Origin of the sequence: Halopseudomonas pachastrellae (genome assembly GCF_900114765.1) — a bacterium.
In the GTDB taxonomy this organism is placed as follows: Bacteria; Pseudomonadota; Gammaproteobacteria; order Pseudomonadales; family Pseudomonadaceae; genus Halopseudomonas; species Halopseudomonas pachastrellae.
In genome coordinates, this window is the sequence record NZ_FOUD01000010.1 from 33,498 (window position 1) to 55,399 (window position 21,902).

Consider the following 21,902-nt stretch of genomic DNA (forward strand, 5'->3'; position numbering starts at 1 on the left):
TCTTTTCAGGAGAGGTTTTCATGGCTCACGTAAGCCAAGTCAAAATTCCCGCTACCTATATGCGTGGCGGTACCAGCAAAGGCGTGTTCTTCCGCCTGCAGGATCTGCCCGAGCGTTGTCAGGTGCCGGGCGAGGCGCGCGACAAGCTGTTCATGCGCGTGATCGGCAGCCCCGATCCGTACAGTGCGCATATCGACGGCATGGGTGGTGCCACCTCGTCGACTTCCAAGTGCGTGATTCTGTCGAAAAGCAGCCAGCCCGAGCACGACGTTGATTACCTGTACGGTCAGGTCTCGATCGACAGCGCGTTTGTGGACTGGAGCGGCAACTGCGGCAACCTGTCGACCGGCGCGGGCGCCTTCGCCATTCACGCGGGTCTGGTTGATCCGTCGCGGATTCCGGACAACGGCGTCTGCACTGTGCGCATCTGGCAGGCGAATATCGGCAAGACCATCATCGCCCATGTACCGATCACCAATGGTGAAGTGCAGGAGACCGGTGACTTTGAGCTCGATGGTGTGACCTTCCCAGCGGCTGAAATCGTGCTGGAGTTCCTTGATCCGTCCGACGACGGCGAAGAGGGCGGCTCCATGTTCCCCACTGGCAATCTGGTCGACGACCTGGACGTGCCCGGTGTCGGCACCTTCAAGGCGACCATGATCACCGCGGGTATCCCGACTGTGTTCGTCAATGCCGAAGATATCGGCTACCAGGGCACCGAGCTGCGCGAAGACATCAACAGCGATTCGGCCCAGCTGGCACGCTTTGAGCAGATTCGCGTTGCCGGCGCGCTGCGCATGGGGCTGATCAAAACCCCGGAAGAAGCCGCCAAGCGTCAACACACACCCAAGATTGCCTTTGTCTCGGCGCCCAAGACCTATAAGGCCTCCAGCGGCAAGCAGATTGAAGCGTCTGACGTTGACCTGCTGGTGCGTGCGCTGTCCATGGGCAAGCTACACCACGCCATGATGGGCACCTGCGCGGTCGCTATTGGTACGGCAGCGGCGATTCCAGGCACGCTGGTGAATCTGGCTGCCGGTGGTGGCGGGCCGGAGGCAGTGCGTTTTGGTCACCCGTCCGGGTCGCTGCGCGTGGGTGCCGAGGCCAAGCAGGTTGACGGTCAGTGGGCTGTCACCAAGGCCATCATGAGCCGCAGCGCGCGCATCCTGATGGAAGGCAACGTAAGGGTGCCGGGCGACGCGTTCTGATGTGCTGCTACCCACCGCGTGTTAGGCTCGGGCGAGCTTAACAACGCGGTGAGGATGCGATATGAATCTGGATTTGTCTGGTCGGCGTGCGCTGATCTGTGGTGGCAGTCAGGGATTGGGCGAGGCCTGTGCTCGTCAGTTGGCGGAGCAGGGCGCTGAGGTGGTGCTGCTGGCGCGCTCGCTCGATAAGCTGCAGGCGGTGCGCGACAGTCTTACTACCAATCAGGGACAGCAGCACGCCGTGCTGTCGGTCGATGCAAGCGATCGGGCTGCGCTGACGCTGGCGCTGGTGAATGAGTTGGAGCGGGGCGGCCCCATCCATATTTGGCTGAATAACACCGGTGGCCCTGCGCCAGGGCGCGCCTGTGACGCCTCGCCAGACGCCTATGCTGATGCGCTGACCCAGCACGTGGTCAATGCGCAGGCCATCCTCACGCTGTTATTGCCCGGTATGCGCAGTGCAGGCTTCGGGCGCATCCTCAACGTGCTCTCTACCTCGGTCAAAGAGCCCATTCGCAATCTTGGCGTCTCCAATACCGTGCGTGCAGCGGTGGCTAACTGGGCCAAGACCTTGTCGACCGAGCTGGCGGCCGACGGCATTACGGTTAACAACGTGCTGCCGGGGCTGACCCAAACGCCAAGGCTGGACAGCTTGATTGCCGGCGGCGCTAAGAACAGTGGCCGGAGTGTAGAGCAGGTGGCGGAGGGTATGGCCAACAGCATTCCGGTTGGCCGCTTTGCTGAGCCTGCGGAGTTTGCCAATGCGGTCGGTTTTCTGGCGTCGCCGGCGGCGGCCTATATCAACGGCATCAACCTGCCGGTAGATGGTGGTCGCACCGGCAACCTCTGATTGTTGAGGTAGAAACGAAAACGCCCGGCTTTTGCCAGGCGTTCTTGTTTGCGCTGCTGCGTTTATTTGTGCAGGTGCTCGCAGGCGTGCAGGGTGTTTTCCAGCAGGCAGGCGCGGGTCATTGGGCCAACGCCGCCGGGCACCGGGGTGATCCAGCTGGCGCGCTCGGCAGCGGGGCCAAACTCCACATCGCCAACCAAGCGGCCGTCTTCCATGCGGTTGATGCCCACGTCGATGACGATGGCGCCCGGCTTGATCCACTCGCCCTTGACCAGGCCCGGTTTACCCGCGGCAACCACAACCAGATCGGAGCGGCGTACGTGTTCTTCCAGGCTCTTGGTGAAGCGGTGGGTGACAGTAGTGGTGCAGCCAGCCAGCAGCAGCTCCAGCGCCATCGGGCGGCCCACGATGTTGGACGCGCCAACAACGGTGGCGTCCAGGCCGTAGAGGTCAACGCCGGTGCTGTTGAGCAGGCGGACGATACCCATCGGCGTGCAGGGGCGCAGCAGCGGCATGCGCTGGGCCAGACGACCAATGTTGTAGGGGTGGAAGCCGTCAACGTCTTTGTCAGGGCGGATGCGCTCCAGCAGCTGGGAGGCGTCCAGGTGCGCCGGCAGCGGCAGTTGCACCAGAATGCCGTCGATCTCGGCATCCTCGTTGAGGCTGTCGATCAGATCGAGCAGCTCCTGCTGGCTGGTGGTGGCCGGCAGGTCATGCGAGCGGGACAGGAACCCGACTTCTTCGCAATCCTTGCGCTTGTGCGAGACATACACCTGGGAGGCAGGGTCGCTGCCGACCAGAATCACTGCCAGGCCCGGCAGGCGCAGGCCGTTATTCTTGCGTTCGGTGACTTTACTGGCGATGTCCTTGCGGAGGTTGGCGGCAATTTGCTTGCCATCGATGAGTTTGGCGTTCATGGGGTTCCTGACGCAGAAAAAAGTGGCGCTATTGTGGCACGCCGGCCCCCGCGGAAAAAGGGCATGCGGGGCAGGTTGTCGGAAAACTGCATCCGGGCGGCGGGCTACCGGCGTTTTAGCCTATGAGATGCTTAACTTGCTCTTGTGATTAAATTTTTTTGAATGTGGCGTTGACGTGGGCGGGCGTGCTCAGTATTATTCGCCCCGCTTCACAAACACAGCGATACCGGTTTGGAAGGCGACCAGGCAGCATCGATTACACGTCACAAGGTGATCGGATACGCCACCCGCAAGGGCGGAGTATGCAGAGGGCGCCCGTAGCTCAGCTGGATAGAGCATCCGCCTTCTAAGCGGATGGTCGCAGGTTCGAGTCCTGCCGGGCGTGCCATTTGGCAAGGCTGTGTGGTCGAGAAGCATGTAGTGGTGGGCGTAGCTCAGTTGGTAGAGCACAGGATTGTGACTCCTGTTGTCGTGGGTTCGATCCCCATCGTCCACCCCACTATTCTGTAAAAATGCCAGGCCCAGCCTGGCGTTTTTGTTTCAAGCTCCGAATGCGGACGTGGTGAAATTGGTAGACACACCAGATTTAGGTTCTGGCGCCGCGAGGTGTGGGAGTTCGAGTCTCCCCGTCCGCACCATCTTTCAAGCCCTTTGGCTTTCTTGATTTGCTTCCTTATATAACAGTTGTCTGTCGCCTCTCGCTTGCTTGTGAGGGTGGCTGTTTTTCTGTTTGTCGCGGCGGTGATGACTTCTGCAAGTCAAGCGACTAGAATGTCGACCCTTTGGAATTCGCCAAATAACATTTTCTTTGTCTGTTGAACGAGGACTATCCATGCAAGTTTCGGTTGAAACCACTTCCGGCCTCGAGCGCCGCATGACCGTAGGCATTCCTGCCGATCGTATTCAAAACGAGGTCAACAAGCGTCTGCAGCAGACCGCCAAGCGTGCCCGCGTTGATGGTTTCCGTCCTGGCAAGGTGCCTATGAGCGTTATCCGCAAGCGCTTTGGTGCTTCCGCTCATCAGGAAGTGATCGGCGAAGTTATCCAGTCCTCCTTCTACGAAGCAGTCATGCAGGAAAAGCTGAACCCGGCCGGTGCGCCGAGCGTTGAGCCCAAGTCCATGGAAGAGGGCAAGGATTTCGAGTACATCGCTACTTTCGAAGTCTACCCAGAAGTTGCTCTGGCTGGTTTTGAAAGCATCAGCGTTGAGCGTCCCGAGTCTGAAGTGACCGACGCCGACGTCGACACCATGCTGGACACTCTGCGCAAGCAGAACACCCGCTTTGAAGCGGTTGAGCGCGCTGCCGAGAACGGCGATCAGGTCACCATCGACTTCGTTGGCAAGATCGACGGTGAAGCATTCCAGGGCGGCACTGCCAACGGCACCAACCTGGTACTGGGTTCTGGTCGTATGATTCCGGGCTTTGAAGAGGGTCTGGTCGGCGCCAAGGCGGGCGACAGCCTGACGTTGAACGTGACCTTCCCTGAGGATTATCAGAACCTGGATCTGGCTGGTAAGGCCGCCGAGTTCGAAACCACCGTGCAGGCTGTTGCCGCGCCGGTTCTGCCGGAACTGGACGACGAGTTCTTCGCCCAGTTTGGTGTGACCGAAGGTGGTCTGGACGGTTTCCGCGCCGAAGTTCGCAAGAACATGGAGCGTGAGCTGCGTCAGGCAATCAAGACCAAGGTCAAGGCTCAGGTCATGGACGGTCTGCTGGAAAGCAACACCGTTGAAGTGCCCAAAGCACTGATCAGCAGCGAAATCGATCGTCTGCGTGAGCAGGCTGGTCAACAGTTTGGTGGCGCCAACTTTGACGTCAGCCAGCTGCCGGCAGAACTGTTCGAAGAGCAGGCCAAGCGCCGCGTTAGCCTGGGTCTGATTGTTGCCGAAGTGGTCAAGCAGAACGACATCAAGCCTGACAACGATCGCGTTCGCGCCATGGTTGAAGAGCTGGCCTCTGCCTACCAGGAGCCGGAGCAGGTTGTTAACTGGTACTACCAGAACGAGCAGCAACTGGGCGAGATCCAGTCGGTTGTGCTGGAAGAACAAGTCGTGGATACTGTGCTGCAGAAGGCGCAAGTGACTGATAAGAAAGTTGCTTATGAAGAGGCCGTGAAGCCGGCGCAACCTGTTCAGGTTGCTGCTGACGAGGCCGAGGAAGCCACTGCAGCCGAGTAATCAGCTGCAGCTTTCCGTCAACGCAAGCCAGCCTTCGGGCTGGCTTGCGCGTTTTTGCGACACGCATATTCGGAGTTACAGAGATCCATGACCCAAAACAGCTTTATGCAGTTGCCCCCAGAAGTGCAGGCCGCCGGCGGCCTGGTCCCGATGGTGATCGAGCAGTCTGCCCGTGGGGAGCGCTCCTACGATATCTACTCTCGACTGCTGAAAGAGCGCGTGATCTTCCTCGTGGGTCAGGTGGAAGACTACATGGCCAATCTGGTCGTGGCGCAGCTCCTGTTCCTTGAGTCGGAAAATCCCGACAAGGACATTCACCTGTATATCAACTCGCCGGGTGGCTCGGTGACCGCTGGTATGGCGATCTACGACACCATGCAGTTCATCAAGCCCAACGTCAGCACCCTGTGCATTGGTCAGGCTTGCAGCATGGGCGCCTTGCTGCTGGCTGGCGGTGCCGAGGGCAAGCGTTTTTGTCTGCCGCACGCACGCATGATGATCCACCAGCCGCTGGGCGGCTTCCAGGGTCAGGCTTCGGACATCGAGATTCACGCTCGTGAAATCCTCTTCATCCGTGAGCGCCTGAACAAGGTGCTGGCTGACCATACCGGGCAGCCGCTGGACGTGATTGCGCGAGACACTGATCGTGATCGCTTCATGAGCGGCACCGAAGCAGTGGAATATGGTCTGATCGACAAGGTGCTGGAGTCGCGCACCAGCGCCGAGTAAGGCCGCAGAGACCGGAGCACGCGCCTTTCTGGCTGCTGACGTGCAACTCGTCGTGGCCAGATGCCGCCGGTACAAGTTTGATCGGGTCGCACTTGCAATGTGGGCATGTTGCCCCCATCTTTGTTACAAGAGCGATTCTAGAGTAGGGGTTTTCGATGACCGATATGACTGGGAAGGGTGACGACAACGGCAAGCTGCTGTATTGCTCCTTCTGCGGCAAGAGCCAGCATGAAGTGCGCAAGCTGATTGCCGGCCCCTCCGTGTTTATCTGCGATGAGTGCGTTGATCTGTGCAACGACATCATTCGCGAAGAAGTACAGGAAAGCCAGGCTGAAAGCAGCCAGCAAAAGCTGCCGACGCCGGTAGAAATCTGCTCGATCCTTGATCAATACGTGATTGGTCAGCAACGCGCCAAGAAGGTGCTGTCGGTAGCGGTCTACAACCACTACAAGCGCCTCAATCAGCGCCAGGGCAAAGACGAAGTCGAGCTGGGCAAGAGCAACATCCTGCTGATCGGCCCGACCGGTTCCGGTAAGACGCTGCTGGCCGAAACCCTGGCCCGTCTGCTGAATGTGCCCTTTACCATTGCTGACGCCACCACCCTGACCGAAGCCGGTTACGTGGGTGAAGACGTCGAGAACATCATTCAGAAGCTGCTGCAGAAGTGCGATTACGATGTCGAGAAGGCCCAAATGGGTATCGTCTACATCGACGAGATCGACAAAATTTCGCGCAAGTCCGATAACCCGTCCATCACCCGCGATGTATCCGGTGAAGGCGTTCAGCAGGCGCTGCTCAAGCTGATCGAGGGTACGGTTGCTTCGGTGCCGCCGCAGGGTGGTCGCAAGCATCCGCAGCAGGAGTTCTTGCAGGTCGATACCCGCAATATCCTGTTCATCTGTGGCGGTGCTTTTGCCGGTCTGGAAAAGGTTATCCGTGATCGCTCCGAGAAGAGTGGTATCGGTTTCAACGCCAGCGTACGCAGCAAAGACGCCGGCAAGAAGGTCGGTGACACCCTGAAAGACGTCGAGCCGGATGACCTGGTGCGTTTTGGTCTGATTCCCGAGTTTGTCGGTCGTCTGCCGGTCATCGCTACCCTCAACGAACTGGACGAGGACGCGCTGATCCAGATTCTGACCGAACCGAAGAACGCACTGACCAAGCAGTACGCTCGTCTGTTCGATATGGAAGAAGTGGAGCTGGAATTCCGCACTGATGCGCTCAAGGCGATTGCTGGCCGCGCATTGGAGCGCAAGACCGGTGCCCGTGGCCTGCGTTCCATTCTGGAAAGCGTGCTGCTGGAAACCATGTACGAGATCCCGTCTGCCGAGAACGTCAGCAAGGTGGTCATTGATGAGAACGTCATCAATGGCGACGCCCAACCGCTGCTGATCTATCAGACGCCGGAGCAACCGCCCAAAGCTGTGCCGGAAGACTGATCTGCGTTAATAGAACGCCGCCGCCAGGCGGCGTTTTGCTTTTTGTGGCAATTGTGTTGCGTTAATCGATTGCCCCGAGCTTGTAATTTCCTGGGGCTGCCCCCATCTTGAAAGCATGAACCCGTCCTGTTTCGGTGCTGCCGTTACGGCCACCCCTCTTCAAGCGAGCCTCTGCCATGACGACTCCCGCTGAATATCCGCTTCTACCGCTGCGCGACGTAGTGGTCTATCCGCACATGGTCATCCCGCTGTTTGTCGGGCGTGACAAATCCATCCAGGCCCTTGAAGCCTCCATGGCCGGGAACAAACAGGTGCTGCTGGTGGCGCAGCGTGACGCCAGTGACGACGATCCGGGCCGCGACGCGCTTTACGACGTTGGTACCCTGGCAACCATCCTGCAGCTGCTGAAACTGCCTGACGGCACCGTCAAGGTGCTGGTTGAGGGCGAGCGGCGTGCTCGGCTGGTTGAGCTGGAAGAGGTTGAGGGCTACCAGAGCGCCGAGATCGAACTGCTGGAGGAGGGCGTGCTGGACGAGCGCGAATCCGAAGTGCTGGTGCGCAGCCTGATGAGCCAGTTCGAGCAGTTTGTGCAGCTGGGTAAAAAAGTACCCGCCGAGGTGGTGTCTTCGCTGTCCAGCATCGATGAGCCGGGCCGCCTGGTCGACACCATGGTGGCGCATCTGTCGCTCAAGCTGGACGAGAAGCAGAAGATTCTCGAGATTCTGCCGCTGCGCGACCGCGTTGAGCATGTGCTCGGTGTGCTGGATGGCGAGATCGATCTGCTGCAGGTCGAGAAACGCATCCGTGGGCGCGTCAAAAAGCAGATGGAGCGCAGCCAGCGCGAGTACTACCTGAACGAACAGATGAAGGCCATCCAGAAGGAGATGGGCAATCTGGACGAAGGCGAGGGCGAGTTTGACGAGCTGCGCCGCAAGATCGACAACGCCGGCATGCCCGAAGAGGCCCTGAGCAAGGCCAATGCCGAGTTGAATAAGCTGAAGATGATGTCACCGATGTCGGCCGAGGCCACCGTCGTGCGCTCCTACATTGATTGGCTGACGGCCGTGCCGTGGAAAAAGGCCAGCAAAGTACGGCACGACATTGCGCGCGCCGAGAAGGTGCTGGAGAACGATCACTATGGCCTGGAAGAGGTCAAGGAGCGCATTCTCGAGTATCTGGCGGTACAGAAGCGCGTACGCAAGCTGAAAGGCCCTGTGCTTTGTCTGGTAGGCCCTCCGGGCGTAGGTAAGACATCGCTTGGTGAGTCCCTGGCGCGAGCCACCAACCGCGAGTTTGTTCGTATGGCGCTGGGCGGCGTGCGTGACGAAGCCGAGATCCGTGGTCACCGTCGGACCTATATCGGTTCGCTGCCGGGCAAACTGATTCAAAAGATGACCAAGGCAGGGGTGAAAAACCCGCTGTTCCTGCTCGATGAAATCGACAAGATGGGGCAGGACATGCGCGGTGACCCTGCCTCGGCACTGCTGGAGGTGCTGGACCCCGAGCAGAATCACGCCTTTAACGATCACTATCTGGAGGTCGACTACGACCTGTCGGATGTGATGTTCATTTGCACCTCAAACTCGATGAATATCCCGGCGCCGCTGATGGACCGGATGGAGATCATCCGCATCCCGGGTTACACCGAGGATGAAAAGATCAACATCGCCCAGCGTTACCTGGTGCCCAAGCAGATCAAGAACAACGGTCTGAAAAAGGACGAGCTGACCTTCACGCCGGAGTCCCTGCGCGACCTGATTCGCTACTACACCCGCGAGGCCGGTGTACGTGGCCTGGAGCGTCAGATCGCCAAGGTGTGCCGCAAGGTCGTCAAGGAGCAGGCAGGAGAGCGCAAACCCAAGCCGGTGGTGCTCGACGAGGCGCTGCTTGAGCACTATCTGGGCGTGCGCAAGTTCAAGTACGGGCTGGCCGAAGAGGCCGATCAGGTGGGTCAGGTAACCGGTCTGGCCTGGACTCAGGTGGGCGGTGAGCTGCTCAGTCTCGAGGCCGTAGTGGTGCCAGGCAAGGGCCGTCAGATCAAGACCGGCTCGCTGGGTGACGTCATGCAGGAGTCGATCAGCGCAGCGCTCACCGTGGTGCGCAGCCGCGCTGCTAGTCTGGGTATTGCCGCGGATTTTCATGAGAAGCAGGACATCCATATTCACGTGCCGGAAGGGGCGACGCCCAAGGATGGCCCTAGTGCCGGTATCGGCATGTGTACCGCGTTGGTGTCGGCCCTGACGGGCATTCCGGTGCGCGCCGATGTGGCCATGACCGGTGAAATTACCCTGCGTGGTCAGGTGCTGCCCATTGGTGGTTTGAAGGAAAAACTGCTGGCTGCTCACCGCGGTGGCATCCGCACCGTAGTGATTCCCCATGACAACGTGCGTGATCTGAAAGAGATTCCTGAGAAAATTCGCCAAAACATTGATATCAAGCCGGTAAAATGGATTGACGAGGTGTTGCAGATTGCGCTGCAATACCAGCCGGAGCCCTTAAAAGAAGGGGTTGAAGAGATGGTTGCAAAGGATGACAATCGCGAGACTGATGAACAGGGACGCATCAGTACTCATTGATCTTATCCGGGTCGAGTGGCGGTTCGCTTCCCTCAGGAAGCATCGCCAATCGGCCTAGGGTCGCCGCAGGCACACTCCTTGACATGGTTTTTGACCGCTTGCTATAAAGCGGCTTCGACCTAAAGCAGGTATGCTGACTGGCCACAGCTTTGCTAAGACCAAAAGCTTACATAATGACTAACTACTCGTTGAACTAGATAAGGGGACTTAGAGTGAACAAGTCTGAACTGATTGATGCCATCGCTGCATCCGCCGATATTCCTAAAGCTGCTGCCGGTCGTGCTCTGGACGCCGTCATCGATTCCGTTACCGGTGCACTGAAGGATGGTGACTCCGTGGTATTGGTAGGTTTCGGTACTTTCGCCGTTAAAGAGCGCGCTGCTCGCACTGGTCGTAACCCGCAGACTGGTCAGCCGATCGAAATCAGCGCAGCCAAGATTCCCAGCTTCAAGGCTGGCAAGGCTCTCAAGGACGCCGTTAACTAATAGCGTCCCTGATCTGATGGCATGTCCGCGCTTGCGTTGACGTGCATGCGGGACCGGTGACCTGGCGGCCTGAGACGGCATCACAATCCGGTTCCGACAGTTAGCAGAAAGGCGCATCACCTCGATGCGCCTTTTTTGTTGGGCAAAACAAAAAAGACGACGCCGATTTCGGTGGCAATCCTGGGCCTTAAAGTCGCAGCTAGCAGACAAGATTTCGGGGGAATGATGCTGCAAACAATGAGGGACAATGCGCAAAGCTGGGTCGCTAAGGTGATCGTAGGCGTCATTGTGCTGATTTTCGCGTTGACCGGATGGGAGTCCATCAGCCGTTTCACCAGTGATGCGGAGACGGCGGCCGAGGTCAACGGGCAGGCCATTTCCAAGCTTGAGCTGGAACAGGCCGTGGCGCTGCAGAAGCGTCAGCTGATTCAGCAGTTGCAACAGATGGGCAACCAGTTTGACCCCAGCATGATCGATGACGCCTTCCTGCGCACGTCTGTGCTCGACGGCTTGATTGAGCGCGCCGTGCTGCTGCAGGGCGCTGAAGAGGCCGGTTTCCAGGTTTCCGATCAGATGATCGATCAACTGATTCTGTCCACGCCGGACTTTCAGGTTGACGGCAAGTTTGACGCCAACCGCTTTGACGTTGTGATCCGCAATATGGGTATGCCCTCGCGTATGGCGTTCCGCGATCTGGTCCGTCAGCAATTGATGATTACCCAGTATCGCAACGGCTATGAAGCGACTGCGTTCGCCACGCCGCAAGAGCGTCAACAGCTGGTCGCGCTGGAAAACCAGACCCGTGACTTTGCGGTCATCGAGATCCCGGTGGGCGATGTTAACGCCGAGGTGAGCGATGCTGAGATTGAGGCTTTCTACAACGAGAACGCCAGCCAGTTCATGACACCGGAGCAGGTGGTGCTGGAAACGCTGACACTCAAGCGTGCCAGCTTCTTTGATCAGGTGCAGATTGACGAGCAGGCCGTTGAAGAAATGTATCAGCGCGAAATTGGCAACCTGGCCGAACAGCGCCGCGCTTCGCACATTCTGGTCGAAGTGGCTGATGACGACGCGGCAGCCAAGGAGAAGATCGAGTCCGCTGCTGCGCGTATTGCAGCCGGCGAAGACTTTGCCACTGTCGCTGCGGATGTGTCTGATGACTCTGGTAGCTCGCGTGAAGGCGGTGATTTGGGTTACATCGTCAAGGGCAGCTTTGATGATGCCTTTGATGAGGCGCTGTTCGCGCTGCAGCCGGGTGAAGTATCTGCGCCGGTACGCAGCAGCTACGGTTACCACCTGATCAAGCTGACAGACCTGAAAGCGCCGGAAGTGCCTACGCTGGATTCCATGCGTGAAGAGCTGGTGCAGGAGCTGAAGGTCGAACAAGTCGAGCGCAGCTTTGTTGAGGCATCCCAGGAGCTGGCTAACCTGGCCCATGAGGCGCCTGACCTTGCTGAGCCCGCTGCCGCGCTGGGTCTGACTGTGGAAACCCTGGGCCCGGTTGAGCGCCTTGGTGGTGACGGCCTGGCCGCTAACCCCAAAGTAATGAATGCGGCTTTCAGCGACGATGTCCTGAAAAATGGCTTCAACAGCGAGCTGATTGAGCTGGATGCCGATACCGTTGCCGTTGTGCGCGTCAAGGAGCATCTGGAGCCCGCCCAGCGTCCGCTGGCGGATGTCAGCACCGAGATTCGCGAGCAGCTGGCCTTCAACAAGGCTGAGCAGGCAGCAGCCGAGCGTGCCGAGGCGCTGGCTGGTGAGCTGCGTGATCAGGCGACTGACGCCGACGCGGTAGCAGAGCGCCTGGCGGCAGAGTGGCAGGTGCATGAGGCAGCCAGCCGCGCTGAACGCGATATCGAGCCGGCGTTGCTGCGTCAGGTCTTCGCGCTGCCCAAGCCCACCGCCGAGCAGCCGGTTTATACCAGCATCAAGAAGCCGGCTGGCGGTTACTGGCTGGTCTCGCTGCGTGGTGTTGCCACGGCTGAAGACGTTCAGTCAGCGGCGGGCGCACCGGACCAGTACGCTCTGTTTGTTGCCGGTCAGACAGGTGAGCAGGACTTTGCTGCTGCCCAGCAGCAACTGCGCACTGAGGCGGACATTGAACGCCATTGATGTTGAGTGCGTTAACGGAAAAAGGCGCTTCGGCGCCTTTTTTTGTGTCTGACGCACGGTGGTTTGGGATCGAGAGCACGCCGCAGGCTGCCTGAAACGTCGCTGGTGATCCGGCCTGGCTACACAGGTGGGAGTGCGCATGTTCTGTTGGTTGGGGCAAAGCTTGCTGTAATGGCGCTCAAGCGGTGCGGCGCGGACATGCCTTTGGCTTGGCCCGCTCTACAGGTTGGCGTGCTTGGCGGTGGTAGGCGGTGTTGTTTGGTGTGACATGGCGATCGGCCGCGTGTTTCCCGGCCGGCTGGGTGATGCGCCATAAAAAAAGCCGACACCGCATCGGGGCGCGGTGCCGGCTCAAATCCAGGCTGTCTCTGGGGGGGGGGCTTGCCTGGATGGAGCGGAGCTATTTCAGCGCAAAGCTGTAGCTGAGGATCAGGCGGTTTTCGTCGATGTCGCGGGTCGCGTCGGAGCGGACCATGGCGTTACGCCAACGCACGGCCAGGTTTTTGAAGGTGCCGGTCTGAACGGTGTAGCTGACGTCGATATCACGTTCCCATTCGCTGCCTTCGCTGCCGCCAACATCAAAGTTGTCACCGCTGACGTAACGGGTGAAGGCGCTCAGGCCAGGGATACCCAGTGAGGCAAAGTTGATGTCGTAGCGCGCTTGCCAGGACTTCTCGTTGGCACGGGTAAAGTCGAGGATCTGCACATAGTTGACGACGTAGGGGTCGGTCTCGGCCAGGTAGGGGAAGGCGGTATCGCCATCGCTGTGTTGGTAACCAACGCGGAAGGTATGTGCACCGGTGGCCGCAGACAGGGTGATCGATGTCAGCTCGTTGTCGATGTCCAGCGGCTGGTTGCCGTCGTCGCTGGTGTCAAACCAGGCCAGATTGGCGCCCAGCTTCCAGTCGCCGACGGGTTGGCTGTGAATCAGGTTGATCAGGTTTTGGCCGTAAACGTCCTGCAGCTCTGCACGCCACAGACCCACCGTGGTGTTCTTGCTGTTGAACGCGTAGGTGCCGCCCAGGAAGTTGAAGCGGTCTGAGGCGCCCCCGACGGTGGAGCGAATGTCTTCGCGGTTGCTGCTGTTGCGGTAGTTGACCTCACGCAGCTGACCGGCCTGAATGTCCAGGTTCTCGATCTCGCTGACCGAGAGGCTGGCACCGGTAAAGCTCTGTGGCAGCAGGCGTGAGTCACCGGAACTAACCACGGGCAGTTTGGGCATCAAGCCGCCGACCTTGAGCACGGTGTTGGACATCCGCGCCTTGACTGCGGCGGTAGCCTCGCTGTAGCTGTCTTTGCCTTCGTCGCCAAAACTGTTTGGCAGCAGACCGGAGCCTGCGCGTTGATCATCGGAATCCAGCTTGACGCCGAGACCGGCGTAGACATCGACACCAAAGCCGATAAAGCCTTCGGTGTAACCGGATTCGGCCTTGAAGATAAAGCCCTGGGCCCATTCTTCGGCTTTGGACTGGGCGCCGGGATCGCGGAAGTCGCGGTTGAAGTAGAAGTTGCGCAGCTGCAGTGAGGCGCTGGCGTCATCGGCAAAGCCAGCCGCCTGGGTGTGTCCACAGGCGAGCGCTGCCGCGACGGCGAGCGCAAGGGGCGTCACATGCTTCATTGTTATTCTCCTGATGTGATTTGGGTGGCGCGGAGAAAATAAAGCATGCGGCTCGTTCCTTGGCCTTACGACCATGGTCGAACTGTCATCAAACTGTCTTGTCGCGTTCAGCGGGGAGGGGGCTGCAAAGCCTTGATCTTGAGCTGTGGCGCCGCCGTGTGGCGGCGGCGCCTGACTTTAGTCTAATAGGCCGTCAGTAACGGGCTGGCGAACCAAACCTTTAGGACATGCCGTTGGTGAACGCCGGGATGCTCATGTCGATCTGGTCGCGTATGCCGGCCAGTGCCTGGCTGTAGCCCAGCAGAATATCCAGGTTGTAAGCCAGGCGGTCGCGCAGGCGCTGATCAGCCTCGGACTCGGCTTCTACCCCGTTGAGTACGTGGTTTACGTCGCGCACGATCAGGTGTTCAGGGATATAGCACAGGCGGCAATTCTTGTAGCTGGATGCACGCAGCTCGCTGATCGGGAAGGCACCGCCAACGCCTGCCGAGATGCTGCCCAGCATCGCCGGCTTGTGGGCCAGCTGCGCCTTGCTGGCATACAGGAAGAAGTTCTTGATGGCCGGGCAGGCCATGCCGTGCCACTCCGGCGCAAGGATAATGACGGCGTCGGCTGCGCTAAGGAGCTGCTCGTGTGCGGGCCAGGCATCTGCGTTGTCATCGGGCCACAACGGGAGCGGTTGTTTGCCCAGGTCAATGACTGATACGGCGTTTGCGTCCAGGCCGTGGTGGCTGGTCAGTGTCTGCTTGATGAAATGAGCAACCTTGCTGGTTTGGCTATCGCTGCGGCTGCTGCCGGCGACAATCGCGACGTTCTGCATGGGGAGTCCTGTTGGTTGACGGGATGCTACTGTACAACGTGTTGGCGGCCTTTGGTCAGCGGCTTTTGACAGGGCCGGGCGAGTGGGGCAGAGTACGCGGCCTTCGGGGCGCCGAATCGGTGCCAACGCCTGTTTTCTGGGAGAGTCCACAATGAATGCTGTGGTGGCGGCGGTAGCCGTGATGCTGGTTCTGAGCCTGTGCCGGGTGCATGTGGTTGTCGCGTTGATCATTGGAGCGCTGACCGGCGGTTTGCTGGGCGGGCTGGGGCTGGAGGCCACGCTGAGTACCTTCCAGGCGGGCCTGGGCAAGGGCGCCAATATTGCGCTGAGCTATGCACTGCTGGGTGCCTTTGCGGTGGCTATTGCCAAGTCCGGGCTGGCCCATGCGCTTGCCGATAAGGGCCTGTCTCTGGTCGACAGTCGACGCGACAGCAGTGGCGGCTTGCTCAAGCTGATGATGCTGCTGGTGTTGCTGGCGGTGGCTATTTCGTCGCAGAACATCTTGCCGATCCACATTGCGTTCATCCCGTTGCTGGTGCCGCCGCTGCTGTTTGTCATGGCGCGTCTGCGACTGGATCGCCGGGCGGTGGCCTGTGTGCTGACCTTCGGCCTGATTACGCCCTACATGTTCTTGCCGGTCGGCTTTGGTGGCATCTTCCTGAATGACATTCTGCTGGCCAACGTAGCTGAAAGCGGTGCCTCCATCGAAGGTGTCAACGTCATGCACGCCATGGCGCTGCCTGCGCTGGGCATGCTGGCCGGTCTGCTGGTAGCGGTGCTGATCAGCTACCGTAAGCCACGCGACTACGATCAAAGCCTGATCAGCGAGGTAGAGCGCACCGGCACCCGCTATAACAGTCTGTCACTGCTGGTGGCGCTGGTTGCAGTGGCTGCGGCCTTTATCATCCAGCTGTGGCTGGATTCGATGATCATGGGCGCACTAGCGGGGTTCGTTATCTTCTCGCTGTCTGGTGTGGTGCGCTGGCGAGAAGCAGATGATGTCTTCACCGAAGGCATGAAGATGATGGCTATGATCGGCTTTATCATGATCGCCGCCGCCGGCTTTGCCGAGGTCATGCGTGAGACGGGAGCCATCAAGACGCTGGTCGACAGTTCTGCCGCCATGATTGGTGACAACCGCGCGCTGGCGGCGCTGTTGATGCTGCTGGTGGGTTTGCTTATCACCATGGGCATCGGCTCATCGTTTTCGACCATTCCGATTGTTGCCGCGATTTACGTGCCGCTGGCCATGCAACTGGGCTTCAGCCCAGCCGCCATTGTTGCTCTGGTGGGTACCGCCGCGGCATTGGGCGATGCGGGCTCACCTGCTTCCGACTCTACTCTGGGGCCGACTGCGGGCCTGAATGTGGACGGGCAGCACAACCACATTTGGGACACCGTGGTGCCGACGTTCCTGCATTACAACTTGCCGTTGATTGCCTTTGGCTGGTTGGCGGTGCTGGTGCTCTGATCGCCGTCCCGGAATGAAAAAGCCCCGAGTAGCCAAGGCTGCTCGGGGCTTTTTTGTCGGGCGCTGATTACACCCGGAAGCGCTTGATCAACTCGTCAATCTGGCGGCCAAGGCTTGCCAGGTGTTGGCCGGCCTGGGCGGTTTCACGGGCGCCGTCGGTGGTTTCGCGGGCCAGCTCGGCAGCTTCGGTCACGTTGCGGTTAACGTCTTCCACCACGGTGGACTGCTGAGTCGTGGCGCTGGCAATGGAGGCATTCAGGGCCACCAGTTGCTGCATGGACTGGGCAATCTGCTCCAGCGCGGCGCCTGCTTCATTGACTTGTTCAACGCTGGCCTGCGAGTGACGGCTGCTCTCGTTGATCACGCTGACCACCGTCTGGGTGTTGGTCTGCAGCTTGCTGATCATGTTGTGGATTTCTTCGGTCGACTGCTGGGTACGCTGCGCCAGGTTGCGCACCTCATCGGCCACCACGGCAAAGCCGCGGCCCATCTCACCTGCACGGGCTGCCTCAATGGCGGCGTTCAGAGCGAGCAGGTTGGTCTGTTCGGCAATGTTGCGGATCACATCCAGTACCGAGGTGATCTCCTGCGCATCGCTGGACAGGGTTTCCATGTGCTCGACCGCAGTGCTGACGCTGCTCGACAGCTGCTTGATTTCACCGATGGTGCGATCAACCTGGGCGCGGCCGTTGTCTGCCCCCTGATTGGCCTTTTCAACTTCTCCGGCTGCGGCGTTGGCGTTCTGCGCAACATCCTGTACGCCGTAGGTGATTTCATTGATGGCGGTGGCCATCAGTTCCATGCGCTCGGATTGACGGGTCATGTCACGTAGGCTGTTGTTGCTGATCTCGTCAAGCTGGTGGCTGGAGCTGATCAGTTGGCGTGCGCTGTCACCGAGTTGCTGAATGATCTCGCTCAGATTGCGGTTGAAGCGGTTGAAGTAGTGCGCAATCTGCGACAGCTCGTCCTTGGCGTTGTCATCCAGGCGGCGGGTCAGGTCTGCCTCGCCGCTGGCCACATCACGCATTGCGTTGACGATCTTGTCCAGCGGTTGCGAGATGCTGCGACCAATAATGAACAGCAGCAGGAACATGGCCAGCACCACCACCGCGCTGAGTATGACCGAGCTGATCACGGCGGTGCGGAGCTTGGCCTGCATGGCGTCGACATAGATGCCTGTGCCGATCATGTAATCCCAGGGTTTGAAGTGCTTGAAGGCGGCGATCTTGGCGGAGCCGTCTTCTTCACCGGGCTTGGGCCAGGAATATTCAAAACTGGCGGTACCCTTGCTGCGCGCAAGCTGGACCATTTCCGATATGACGTTGACGCCTTCGGTGTTGCGCATGGTGGTCAGGTCGGTACCAACGGTTTGCGGCGCCAGCGGGTGCATGATCATGATGTTGTTCATGTCATTGACCCAGTAGTACTCGTTGCCGCCGTAGCGGACTGCGGCCAGCGCGGCGAGCGCCTGCTGACGGGCCTGCTCGCCGGTCAGTTCGCCGTTCAGCTCTTTCTGGTGATAGAAGGCCATGAGGTCGTGGGCCACCTCGACCAGGTGGGTCGCCTTGGTGATTTCCGCTTGGCGGATTTCCTTGTGCAGGTGGGAGAGAGACAGCCCTTCGGCAGTGAGCGTACTGACCAGTGCAATAATCAGGATCAGCCAGATCCGCTGGCTGATACGAATGTTGCGCAACAGCTTCATTTACAACCTCCACCCGCTGAGTGAAATATTTCTTGTTATGCCTGCGACCGCGCTGGCAAGGTCCTTCGAGCGCGTTACAGTGTTATCAGTGTGTCGGCTGCATACGTCAAAACCTGAGCGGTAATTTTCCGTCACCTGTGATGGCGATTTGACTCTAAGCGGGCAGGGGTTGCAACCCACAATGCATTTCTGTGATCTTTTCTCATAAAACAAAGCGCGTGTTTTACCGGCTACGCTGGTATAAACGCGCTGCGCCATCGCTGATGGTCTATTCGCTGATTTTGTTTATAAGGGTTTCTCATGCGGTCAATGTTCAAGGTGGTTGGTCTGTGCGCAGGTCTGCTGTGCACGGTTACGGCAGGCTCAATGGCGCAGGCCGATGAACCGCGGGTGGTTGGCTGGATTGAAAAGGGCTTGATCCTGCCAGAGTACACGGCGGTCAAGATCAAGGTCGACTCGGGTGCGCTTACCTCGTCGATGCACGCAGTCAACATGGAAGAGTTCAGCCATCGCGGTAACGACTGGGTGCGGTATGACGTGCCGGTCGAGGATGTGGACACCGGCGAGCAGGTAACCCTGCATTTTGAGCGCCCGGTATTTCGGCGCATCCTGGTACGCGGTGCAGGCGGCTCCGAGCGTCGGCCGGTGGTCAAGATGTCCATCTGCATGGGCGACCAGGTGTACGAGGAGCAATTTTCCCTGCGTGACCGGGGAGAGATGAATTACCCGGTACTGATTGGCCGCCGCACCATCGCGCACATCGGCCTGATCGATGTCTCCGAGACCTTCATGCACAAGCCCAACTGCTCGCAGGAGCAGATTGATGAAGAGCGTCGCCGCCAGCAGCAGCGCGAAGAAGAGGGCGCTGACAACGAGACAGGCGAGACAGACGACTCTCAGGCCTGACAGAAAAAAGGGGCTGCCCGCTCAGGCAGCCCCTTTTTTATCGCGCTTTGCTCGCTTACCACATCAGATCATCGGGGATCTGATACGCGGCATAAGGGTCATCCTCAGCCACGGGCTGCTTGCTGACCTCGGCCACATGCACCGGCCAGTGCGGCGCGCGTTCGCGTACCTTCTCAGCCACTTCTACCGGGATCAGGACAAAGCCGCCTGACAGGCGCGTGATGCCCAGACGGCCCCGGCTGAGCAGGCCAAACTGCTCTTCGGTGACGTGAATCTTCTTGATCTTGTTCTTGGCGACGAACTGGTAGGGTGTTTCGCCTCCGGTGCGCTCGACCACCGCCTGTTCAATCATCTGCTTGGCCTGGGCTTCAGCTGCCTTGCGCGCCGACTCGGCCTCGCGCTGCTGATTCAGCTCACGGTCGCGGGCCGCTTTCTGCTCGCGGGCCTGTTGTGCGGTATTGGGCGCTTTCTCGCCGGCTGGCTGCGCCTTGGCCTGCTTTTTCTTGGCGCGCTGCGCCTGCTTGAGTTTCTTCTCGTCGACCAGTCCGGCCTTGAGCAGTTGGGCTTGCAGTGAGTTGACCATGAGTTGCCACAATCATCGTGATGAGGCGCGCGGTGACGCACCGGGTTGACAGCATGCCAGCGGGCTGGCGTTGAGAGGCGCCTAGTCTAGGGTCTGTTGCCGTTTCGCTCAACCGCAACAGGGCGAGGCGTACGCGCTGTTCAGCGTGCGTCGTTTTCGGCATCTTCGCGTTTGAGCTGCGCCTCGCGGGCTTTCACCTTGGCGATGGTTTCGGGGCTTACCCGGTTGCTGCCGGCGTTGTCGCGCAGCAGCAACAGGCTGCCAACGATACTGCCAAGCGCCAGGGCCATGAACAGCCAGCCGTACCAGGGCATGGTGTCACTCCTTGTTGAGCATGTGACTTCATCATGCGTGCCCCCTGCAGCGATGGCAAGTGCGCACAGATGGTTGGTGCCTTGTGGTCAGGCACGCAGCGACTGGTTGAACATCATGATGGTGTACTCGAACAGCGCGGCCGGGTCGGGCTGACCGGCGACGCAGACGCCTTGCTCCCGTGTTTGCAGAATGATGCCGTGCAGTGCGCCACGCAGATAGTAGGCGGTGACCATCGGGTCGCTGATGCGCTCGCGGCTGAGGCTGCCGTCGGTCACGCCGGCTTCCAGTGAGTCGACCATGCAGCCCATGGTCAGGGCGCTGCAGGTTTCCATATCCTCTGTCTGCTCATCCGATTCCATCAGGTGGGCAAAGGTACTGGCGTTGGTCAGCACGTCGAAGTAATCGGGCTGCTCCAGGCTGAAACGGTAATAGCTTTGGCCCATGCGTTCCAGTTGTTGCAGGCCGCTGCCGCCGGCATCTCTGGCTGCGCGAAACTCATTCAGCAGTGCGTAGCCGGCGCGCAGCATGACGCCGCGCATGATGGCGGCCTTGTCCTTGAAATAGACATAGAGCAGGGCGCGGCTCAGCTGGGCGCCCTTGGCAATGTCGTCCATGGACGTGCGGTCATAGCCCTTGCCGAAGAAGCTTTGCTCGGCACTGTTCAGGATGCTCTCGCGGCGCTCCTGTTTTTCCTTCTCTCGGCGTTCAGCGGAACTCATCTGGTCTCCCGTTGATGGTGCATTAAAAACATTTTGCCAGTTATTGACAGAGTGTCAGTGTCTGACAGGGTGTTAATAAGGCGATTCACTTCAGGAGCAGGATGATGTTCAGCGCATCGATTTGGCAAGGTTTACCGGCGCGGTATAAGGCCGGGGTGCTGGCGGTTGCAGTGCTGGGGCTGGTTGGTTGCCGTACCAACGCGCCTGAGAGCGGCGCAGCCTCGCAGGCGGTGCCGATACGGGTTGCAGCTGCAGGCGTGCTGCCGGGGCTGGTGCTGTCGGGTGCGCCATTCGGCTTTCAGTCATTGCTTGGGGTGATCGCGCTGGTGGGTATCGTGGTTAATAACGCAATTGTGTTGATTGACGTGGTGGATCAGCGCCTGACCAGCGGCTTGGATATCGATGCTGCGGTGTCCGAGGCAGTGCTGCGGCGTACCCGGCCGATCCTGTTGACCACGGCGACCACTATTGCCGGATTGCTGCCCCTGGCGCTGTCCAGCTCGACCCTCTGGCCGCCGATGGCCTGGGCGACTATCTCCGGTTTGCTGGCCTCAACCGTGTTGACGCTGCTGGTGGTGCCGGCGGTATGTCGTTTGGCGTTGCGCCCAAGGCAACAGCCGACAGGGGAGGTGACGCAGGTGCCTGCAGATATTTTTAAATAAACGCACGCAAGTGCTTGACTCCGTTGGCGGAATCGATAAAATGCGCCCCAGTTCAGACGGACAGGGCGCTAGCCCAAACCCCTAAACAGGTTGTTCTCTGATCTATGCGCAGCGGTAGTTCAGTTGGTTAGAATACCGGCCTGTCACGCCGGGGGTCGCGGGTTCGAGTCCCGTCCGCTGCGCCATTTCGCAAAAGCCCTGATTCGCAAGAGTCAGGGCTTTTTTGCTTTTGTCTTGCGGATGCTCAGGCGAGGTGATCCGGGTCAATTGCCTCGCCGTTCCAAGCGTCCAGCCGGGCGCGAATATCCTCAAACATCGCGTCATACTCCTGGTGCGCCGACAGTGACATGAATTCCCGTGTGAGCACGCCGTGACGGCGCAGCAGATGATCAATGTTGCTGGCAAAGTTAAAGGCGGTATCGCGTGGCAGGCTGAAGTTTTCGTGCACTGCCTGCTGGTTTATCTCCCCCTCGACAACAAAGTCTACGCCGCTGCGCTGGGTATCGACGCTGTAACGAATGTCCAGACTGTAGCCCGTGTCGGTAGGCAGCAGTTGAACTCGGCTGATATGCAGATGACCTGGCTCGAACATGAGGTGTCCTCCTTGCAGT

19 protein-coding genes and 4 tRNA genes are annotated in these 21,902 nt (G+C 59.4%); 15 read left to right on the top strand and 8 right to left on the bottom strand.

Annotated elements, in window-relative coordinates; translation table 11 throughout:
• Positions 1 to 20 precede the first annotated feature (20 nt).
• Positions 21 to 1,208 (top strand): 2-methylaconitate cis-trans isomerase PrpF, encoded by a 1,188-nt coding sequence (prpF, locus tag BM116_RS09300; protein ID WP_083724159.1) that lies wholly within the window; start codon positions 21 to 23, stop codon positions 1,206 to 1,208.
• A gap of 61 nt (positions 1,209 to 1,269) precedes the next feature.
• Entirely contained in the window at positions 1,270 to 2,058 is a 789-nt protein-coding gene (locus BM116_RS09305; protein ID WP_083724161.1) for an SDR family oxidoreductase, read from the top strand.
• A 62-nt stretch (positions 2,059 to 2,120) separates the two neighbouring features.
• Here BM116_RS09305 and folD read toward each other — a convergent pair whose 3' ends face one another.
• Entirely contained in the window at positions 2,121 to 2,975 is an 855-nt protein-coding gene (folD, locus tag BM116_RS09310; protein WP_083724163.1) for a bifunctional methylenetetrahydrofolate dehydrogenase/methenyltetrahydrofolate cyclohydrolase FolD, read from the bottom strand.
• A gap of 311 nt (positions 2,976 to 3,286) precedes the next feature.
• On the opposite strand from folD, the gene BM116_RS09315 reads away from it, so the two are divergent.
• The 9 genes from BM116_RS09315 (at position 3,287) to BM116_RS09355 (ending at position 12,495) form a co-directional block, all read left to right on the top strand.
• Positions 3,287 to 3,363, top strand: a tRNA-Arg gene (locus BM116_RS09315).
• Between the two features lie 35 nt (positions 3,364 to 3,398).
• A tRNA-His gene (locus BM116_RS09320) sits at positions 3,399 to 3,474 on the top strand.
• A gap of 54 nt (positions 3,475 to 3,528) precedes the next feature.
• A tRNA-Leu gene (locus BM116_RS09325) sits at positions 3,529 to 3,613 on the top strand.
• Positions 3,614 to 3,807: 194 nt separating this feature from the next.
• Complete coding sequence (gene tig, locus BM116_RS09330; protein WP_083724165.1) at positions 3,808 to 5,154, top strand: trigger factor; 1,347 nt, start codon at positions 3,808 to 3,810, stop codon at positions 5,152 to 5,154.
• 87 nt (positions 5,155 to 5,241) lie between these two features.
• Positions 5,242 to 5,883, top strand: a complete 642-nt coding sequence (clpP, locus tag BM116_RS09335; protein ID WP_083724167.1) for an ATP-dependent Clp endopeptidase proteolytic subunit ClpP — start codon at positions 5,242 to 5,244, stop codon at positions 5,881 to 5,883.
• A gap of 155 nt (positions 5,884 to 6,038) precedes the next feature.
• Positions 6,039 to 7,322, top strand: a complete 1,284-nt coding sequence (gene clpX / locus BM116_RS09340) for an ATP-dependent Clp protease ATP-binding subunit ClpX (RefSeq protein ID WP_083724169.1) — start codon at positions 6,039 to 6,041, stop codon at positions 7,320 to 7,322.
• 176 nt (positions 7,323 to 7,498) lie between these two features.
• Complete coding sequence (gene lon, locus BM116_RS09345) at positions 7,499 to 9,898, top strand: endopeptidase La (protein ID WP_083724171.1); 2,400 nt, start codon at positions 7,499 to 7,501, stop codon at positions 9,896 to 9,898.
• A 212-nt stretch (positions 9,899 to 10,110) separates the two neighbouring features.
• The gene (gene hupB, locus BM116_RS09350) at positions 10,111 to 10,383 is read left to right on the top strand and encodes a nucleoid-associated protein HU-beta (RefSeq protein WP_065336085.1); all 273 of its coding nucleotides are present in this window, start codon (positions 10,111 to 10,113) and stop codon (positions 10,381 to 10,383) included.
• Positions 10,384 to 10,605: 222 nt separating this feature from the next.
• Positions 10,606 to 12,495 (top strand): SurA N-terminal domain-containing protein, encoded by a 1,890-nt coding sequence (locus BM116_RS09355; RefSeq protein WP_235846727.1) that lies wholly within the window; start codon positions 10,606 to 10,608, stop codon positions 12,493 to 12,495.
• A gap of 400 nt (positions 12,496 to 12,895) precedes the next feature.
• On the opposite strand, the gene BM116_RS09360 is transcribed toward BM116_RS09355, so the two are convergent.
• The gene (locus BM116_RS09360; protein WP_083724173.1) at positions 12,896 to 14,113 is read right to left on the bottom strand and encodes an OprD family porin; all 1,218 of its coding nucleotides are present in this window, start codon (positions 14,111 to 14,113) and stop codon (positions 12,896 to 12,898) included.
• A gap of 220 nt (positions 14,114 to 14,333) precedes the next feature.
• Positions 14,334 to 14,933, bottom strand: a complete 600-nt coding sequence (locus BM116_RS09365; protein WP_083724175.1) for an NADPH-dependent FMN reductase — start codon at positions 14,931 to 14,933, stop codon at positions 14,334 to 14,336.
• 151 nt (positions 14,934 to 15,084) lie between these two features.
• On the opposite strand from BM116_RS09365, the gene BM116_RS09370 reads away from it, so the two are divergent.
• Positions 15,085 to 16,404, top strand: coding sequence for a Na+/H+ antiporter family protein (locus tag BM116_RS09370; RefSeq protein ID WP_083724177.1), 1,320 nt, complete (start codon positions 15,085 to 15,087; stop codon positions 16,402 to 16,404).
• Positions 16,405 to 16,471: 67 nt separating this feature from the next.
• Here the strand turns inward: BM116_RS09370 and BM116_RS09375 are convergent, their stop codons facing one another.
• Entirely contained in the window at positions 16,472 to 18,106 is a 1,635-nt protein-coding gene (locus BM116_RS09375; protein ID WP_083724179.1) for a methyl-accepting chemotaxis protein, read from the bottom strand.
• Between the two features lie 300 nt (positions 18,107 to 18,406).
• Here BM116_RS09375 and rloA3 point away from each other — a divergent pair, with 300 nt between their 5' ends.
• Entirely contained in the window at positions 18,407 to 19,012 is a 606-nt protein-coding gene (rloA3, locus tag BM116_RS09380; RefSeq protein WP_211276239.1) for a retropepsin-like aspartic peptidase RloA3, read from the top strand.
• 55 nt (positions 19,013 to 19,067) lie between these two features.
• Here the strand turns inward: rloA3 and BM116_RS09385 are convergent, their stop codons facing one another.
• The 3 genes from BM116_RS09385 to BM116_RS09395 form a co-directional block, all read right to left on the bottom strand.
• Complete coding sequence (locus tag BM116_RS09385) at positions 19,068 to 19,595, bottom strand: DUF2058 domain-containing protein (protein ID WP_083724181.1); 528 nt, start codon at positions 19,593 to 19,595, stop codon at positions 19,068 to 19,070.
• A 140-nt stretch (positions 19,596 to 19,735) separates the two neighbouring features.
• Positions 19,736 to 19,909, bottom strand: a complete 174-nt coding sequence (locus BM116_RS09390; RefSeq protein ID WP_083724183.1) for a DUF2897 family protein — start codon at positions 19,907 to 19,909, stop codon at positions 19,736 to 19,738.
• Between the two features lie 87 nt (positions 19,910 to 19,996).
• Entirely contained in the window at positions 19,997 to 20,629 is a 633-nt protein-coding gene (locus BM116_RS09395; RefSeq protein ID WP_083724185.1) for a TetR/AcrR family transcriptional regulator, read from the bottom strand.
• A gap of 104 nt (positions 20,630 to 20,733) precedes the next feature.
• Between BM116_RS09395 and BM116_RS09400 the strand changes: the two genes are divergently transcribed.
• Both BM116_RS09400 and BM116_RS09405 read left to right on the top strand, forming a co-directional pair.
• The gene (locus BM116_RS09400) at positions 20,734 to 21,291 is read left to right on the top strand and encodes an efflux RND transporter permease subunit (RefSeq protein ID WP_217649001.1); all 558 of its coding nucleotides are present in this window, start codon (positions 20,734 to 20,736) and stop codon (positions 21,289 to 21,291) included.
• Between the two features lie 108 nt (positions 21,292 to 21,399).
• Positions 21,400 to 21,476: transfer RNA gene (locus BM116_RS09405), tRNA-Asp, on the top strand.
• Between the two features lie 59 nt (positions 21,477 to 21,535).
• On the opposite strand, the gene BM116_RS09410 is transcribed toward BM116_RS09405, so the two are convergent.
• Entirely contained in the window at positions 21,536 to 21,883 is a 348-nt protein-coding gene (locus tag BM116_RS09410) for a DUF5064 family protein (protein ID WP_083724189.1), read from the bottom strand.
• Positions 21,884 to 21,902 lie beyond the last annotated feature (19 nt).

Bases quoted from the DNA above. Each gene is read 5' to 3' on its own strand.
- BM116_RS09355 (WP_235846727.1), top strand. From the start codon at position 10,606: ATGATGCTGCAAACAATGAGGGACAATGCGCAAAGCTGGGTCGCTAAG.
- BM116_RS09390 (WP_083724183.1), bottom strand. From the start codon at position 19,909: ATGCCCTGGTACGGCTGGCTGTTCATGGCCCTGGCGCTTGGCAGTATC.
- BM116_RS09400 (WP_217649001.1), top strand. From the start codon at position 20,734: ATGTTCAGCGCATCGATTTGGCAAGGTTTACCGGCGCGGTATAAGGCC.
- BM116_RS09305 (WP_083724161.1), top strand. From the start codon at position 1,270: ATGAATCTGGATTTGTCTGGTCGGCGTGCGCTGATCTGTGGTGGCAGT.
- lon (WP_083724171.1), top strand. From the start codon at position 7,499: ATGACGACTCCCGCTGAATATCCGCTTCTACCGCTGCGCGACGTAGTG.
- tig (WP_083724165.1), top strand. From the start codon at position 3,808: ATGCAAGTTTCGGTTGAAACCACTTCCGGCCTCGAGCGCCGCATGACC.
- BM116_RS09385 (WP_083724181.1), bottom strand. From the start codon at position 19,595: ATGGTCAACTCACTGCAAGCCCAACTGCTCAAGGCCGGACTGGTCGAC.
- BM116_RS09365 (WP_083724175.1), bottom strand. From the start codon at position 14,933: ATGCAGAACGTCGCGATTGTCGCCGGCAGCAGCCGCAGCGATAGCCAA.
- BM116_RS09360 (WP_083724173.1), bottom strand. From the start codon at position 14,113: ATGAAGCATGTGACGCCCCTTGCGCTCGCCGTCGCGGCAGCGCTCGCC.
- clpX (WP_083724169.1), top strand. From the start codon at position 6,039: ATGACCGATATGACTGGGAAGGGTGACGACAACGGCAAGCTGCTGTAT.
- BM116_RS09375 (WP_083724179.1), bottom strand. From the start codon at position 18,106: ATGAAGCTGTTGCGCAACATTCGTATCAGCCAGCGGATCTGGCTGATC.
- BM116_RS09370 (WP_083724177.1), top strand. From the start codon at position 15,085: ATGAATGCTGTGGTGGCGGCGGTAGCCGTGATGCTGGTTCTGAGCCTG.
- BM116_RS09395 (WP_083724185.1), bottom strand. From the start codon at position 20,629: ATGAGTTCCGCTGAACGCCGAGAGAAGGAAAAACAGGAGCGCCGCGAG.
- prpF (WP_083724159.1), top strand. From the start codon at position 21: ATGGCTCACGTAAGCCAAGTCAAAATTCCCGCTACCTATATGCGTGGC.
- rloA3 (WP_211276239.1), top strand. From the start codon at position 18,407: ATGCGGTCAATGTTCAAGGTGGTTGGTCTGTGCGCAGGTCTGCTGTGC.
- BM116_RS09410 (WP_083724189.1), bottom strand. From the start codon at position 21,883: ATGTTCGAGCCAGGTCATCTGCATATCAGCCGAGTTCAACTGCTGCCT.
- clpP (WP_083724167.1), top strand. From the start codon at position 5,242: ATGACCCAAAACAGCTTTATGCAGTTGCCCCCAGAAGTGCAGGCCGCC.
- folD (WP_083724163.1), bottom strand. From the start codon at position 2,975: ATGAACGCCAAACTCATCGATGGCAAGCAAATTGCCGCCAACCTCCGC.